Annotated in this window: 5 protein-coding genes and 1 pseudogene; 5 read left to right on the top strand and 1 reads right to left on the bottom strand. The window is 24.8% G+C overall.

The window, feature by feature from the left end:
• Positions 1-539 (bottom strand): recombinase RecT (locus U880_RS0101750; RefSeq protein WP_024654522.1); only part of this gene is annotated, 539 nt, incomplete at its 3' end.
• 179 nt (positions 540-718) lie between these two features.
• Here U880_RS0101750 and U880_RS0101745 point away from each other — a divergent pair.
• The 5 genes and pseudogenes from U880_RS0101745 to U880_RS0101725 form a co-directional block, all read left to right on the top strand.
• Entirely contained in the window at positions 719-1,402 is a 684-nt protein-coding gene (locus U880_RS0101745) for a plasmid maintenance protein (protein WP_024654521.1), read from the top strand.
• A gap of 56 nt (positions 1,403-1,458) precedes the next feature.
• On the top strand, positions 1,459-1,989 hold the full coding sequence (locus U880_RS0101740; protein WP_024654520.1) for a DUF226 domain-containing protein: 531 nt from the start codon (positions 1,459-1,461) through the stop codon (positions 1,987-1,989).
• Positions 1,965-2,717, top strand: a complete 753-nt coding sequence (locus U880_RS0101735; RefSeq protein ID WP_024654519.1) for a ParA family protein — start codon at positions 1,965-1,967, stop codon at positions 2,715-2,717. Before U880_RS0101740 ends, U880_RS0101735 begins: the two co-directional genes overlap by 25 nt.
• A 63-nt stretch (positions 2,718-2,780) precedes the next feature.
• Positions 2,781-3,344: a chromosome replication/partitioning protein gene (locus U880_RS0101730; protein WP_024654518.1), complete on the top strand. Its 564-nt coding sequence runs from the start codon at positions 2,781-2,783 to the stop codon at positions 3,342-3,344.
• Positions 3,345-3,606: 262 nt separating this feature from the next.
• Positions 3,607-4,149, top strand: a pseudogene (locus U880_RS0101725) (DUF244 domain-containing protein); the annotation flags it as partial.

Below are 4,149 nucleotides of genomic sequence, written 5' to 3'. Positions count from 1 at the left end.
TCAAGTCCTGAACCTGGTAAAGTTCTACATAAACAACTTACAGCACATTTTCTTAACATGAATACTGGCTTTTCTCTCCAAATAGGTGTGTTCTTATAATATTCACTAAGTAAAACAGAAAAACTATAACGATTACCATCATCTGATTTGAAAAAAGCTGTACACTGCCAATCTTCTTGTATCACCTTATTACCTTTAGAATCAATCTTAATTGATTTAACCAATTTTTCTTCAAAGTCAAGATCATACTTGCTATATCCAGCTTCATATGCACGTATAAGCAATGTTTGATATGCTACTACAACTGTATAACGTCCATTGAATGGTATTATGTATGCTTCCTTCTTAAATGGATTTAATTTATTTACTTGTAATAAAGTTAAAATTTCTCGTTCTGAATAAGCATCTATCTTGTTAAGATTATGCATAATCTTGTATGTTTCCCATACTTCTGCAATATTACTTGAATTCATTTTATCTATTATTACATCTACTGTATTTGTTGATTGATTTTTTAATATATTATTGTTTTTATTCATATTTAATCTCCTTCGTGGTTATATATAAATATATAACAAAAATTGAATTTATTAAAGTATTTGTTATAATATTTTTGTTAATTTTATATAAAAACAATTTCTATATAAATTAAAGGTTTACTTTTTAATGATTATTGCGTTAATATAGATATTATTAATATCTACAAAGGAGAAAATGAATGCAAAATACAGGTCGTCAGGTTAAATCCTACGAAAAGCCATCAAAGAAATATCACAACAGATATTATAAAATAGTATCAATAGTTAAATTCTTTCAAAAGAATTCTATCAAATACAATCAAACCAGTATTTTAAATACACTAAATCGTTTTCTAGCTAAAGACGAACTCAAAATAATTACACTCAGAACCCTTAGAAAAGATTTAGCCTTGTTATGTAATAAAGGTATTATTAAAAAAACTTTATTAAGATTGGGCGAAGGAAATGGCTCATACATAAGATATGCAGCAAATAAATACAGTCTCAAAAATTTAAAACGTTTTCTTGAAGATAAACAAGCAATAGTTGAACATGATGCAAATGAAACATACAAATTCACAAAAGAAACACAACAAAAATATTACTTAAAAAACAAAGGGCTGAATATTCATAAATCTAAAAATGCAACTAAAAATGTCAGTCATAATATAACTAATAATAAAAAAATAAAGAATAAAAAAAATAAAAAAGAAGAGAAAAAAGAAATAGGAAATAGAACGATCGACACGAACTATATGATAAAAAATGTAGCAAAATGGAAAACAATGAGATATCTGGATAAGATAGAAGAAAATGCGAATAAAAAGAGATATGAAGATAGTATAATTAGAACACAAGAATGGTTGAAAAATTTAAAAAATTAAAGAACCTATACTAAATAGGTCTATAATGACCAAAATGAGGTTTAAACAATAGAATTATGGCAAATATATATGAAACATCACAAAAACAAAATTCTATATTCATTCAAATAGAAAAAAAAGGAAATAGAACGCTTTATCATACGAAAATCACAAAAGATTTTTATATCTTTGGAATAGATAAAAAGAAAAATCATAAATTTTTTATCATTTTAAACGAACTTTTCAAAGGAAAGAGATGTATATTTCACCTGTTTCATTTAAAAGAAGATGACAAGTTTTTAGGTATTTTTTATGGATATAGAAAGCCCATAAAAAATGTAATGAGAAGATATGAAGATAATGGGGTTCTCAAAATATCCACTTTTTCAAAAATTTATTATGTAGAATTTCGATTTAAAAAAGGTAGTATTTTTTGTTATATAAAAGGAATTTCTTCTTTGATTAATAGAAAAAAGATAGGTACTGTATATTGTCAAACTTTACTTGCGATTATTGTGAGATTAGAAAGAGAAGTATATGAATTTTATAGTAAAGAATTACCAAAAAAAGGAAATATAGTCAAATGGATCGAAAAAAATCTAAAGTAATTACTATCGCAAGTCTCAAAGGTGGAGTTGGCAAAAGTACGACTTCAATAATATTTGCAAATTTATTGTCGCATCAATATAGAGTTCTTTTAATCGATACGGATGATCAAGCCGCTACTACAAGTTACTATTTTGACGAATTAGAAGCACAGGATGTTGATGTCTCTAAAACAAATATATATAAAGTTATAAAAGATGGTTTAGAACTTAGCAATGCTGTTATTAATATTGGAAATAATATAGATTTAATACCTAGCTATATCAATGTGGATGAATTGAATGGGGATTATTATTATAGTAATCGTCATTTAGCTATTGAATTTGCATTAAAGACAAAATTAAATTCTATAATTGATAGTTATGATTATGTCATAATTGATACTAATCCTAAAAGAAATTTTACATTGAAACTTGCTTTAATAAGTAGTCATTGTGTGGTATCTCCAATGACGGCAGAAAAATGGGCTGTAGAAGGATTTGAAACATTAAGGGAATTCGTAAAAGAAGTGGCGGGTATACCTATATTTATTATTATAACAAGATTTAAAAAAAATATTACACATAAACATTTAATGAAAATAGTAAGTGTTAAAAATGGATTTTTAGGTTCTATAAGCGAAAGAGAAGATTTGAATAAAAGAATATGTTGTAACGAAAAGTTTGATTTTACGAAAGATTATATTATCGAATATAGCAAAATATTAGATTCTATTTTATTAAAGTTGTGAATTAAAAAATAGCAAATATAATAAGTTCGGAGTGCCGAACTTATTATAATATAGGAGAAAAATATGAACAATCAAAAACTTGATTTAAAAATTAATAAGCGAATTTCGAATAATAATGTAAATTATATCCTTGATAAAAATGATGAAAATCAAAGAAAAGAAGAATTTGATCATTTGGTAAAACAATTAAAAAATAATATTAAATCAGAAATATATAATATCATTGATACTATGAAAGTATTAAAGAAGATAAATGATAAAAAGCTTTATATAGAAGGAGGATTTAAGTCTTTTAAAGATTTTTTATCGGAATTTAAACTTGCAAAAACTCAGTCTTATGAATATATAAAATTAGCTACGGCAATAGAAACAGGATTACTTGAAGAAGATTTTATTACTCTTAATGGAATAAGAGCTTCTATAAGGTATATTAAAACTAAAACAAATGGGATAATAAAGAAGTCAAGACAAAATCCAATAAAACCATTAAGATTTCAACTTAAGAATCAAGAAAGTTATGATTTTTATAAAAAAAATTCAAAACTTACAGGGTTTATATTGGATAGGCTTTTTTTAGGTAAAAAGGATTGGCTAGAAGAGTTTATAAAAGAATTTCGTAATAGTTGATATTCTTTTAAAATTGGTGTATTTTATTATTATTATTAATGGCATGTGTTTATTCAAACGCATCCTTTGTGGATCGTCTATGAAGATTTTAGATCTTTGTTAGTAATTTTTAGAAGTTTCTAACAAAGATCTAAAAATTTATATCATATTTTGTAAATTAATATTTTCTTACCTTATACAAATATTTTTTTAATAAAAATATTTGTTATTTATAATTTTTGCTATATATTTTTATTTATGTATAACCACGAAGGAGGCAAATATGAATAAAAATAATATTACAAAAATTAATAATGGAGTAAAAAAAATGAATTGTCAAAATTTATACACCCAACCAGTTATTAAAGGTTTAGAATCTTTTGTTCCAACCGTAGATTCTGATAATAATAAACAAACTAATGTAAGTAAAATGAGCAAAATAGGACGTAAATTACCTGGTATCAAAAAGAATGAATATTTCAAGTTTAATAGTAAAGTAGATTTTTCTATTCAACGTGAAGGATTAACAAGATTTGGTGCTAGTGAAGTTGGGAGTATATTTCTTGGTGCTGATACTGCTTCTGAATTAATTGTAAGTAGAGTACTTAAATTTTTTGGGAAAGAAGTTCCATATAAAGATAATTTGCATATTAAAAAAGGAAAAGCATTAGAAAATTTAGGATTTGATGAGTTTCTACGTATTTATTCTGATAATATACAAGTTTTACATAAAAACAAATATGCTAATGGGATAGACAAATATAATTACTTCAAACGAGTAGGATTAGGAGATAATCTTGTTGGTGCAACAATAGATGGTTGGTTT

The sequence above is a fragment of the Borrelia hispanica CRI genome, assembly GCF_000500065.1.
Classification (GTDB): domain Bacteria; phylum Spirochaetota; class Spirochaetia; order Borreliales; family Borreliaceae; genus Borrelia; species Borrelia hispanica.
Note: the sequence above shows the minus strand (reverse complement) of the source record. Positions and strands in the feature narration are given on the sequence as shown.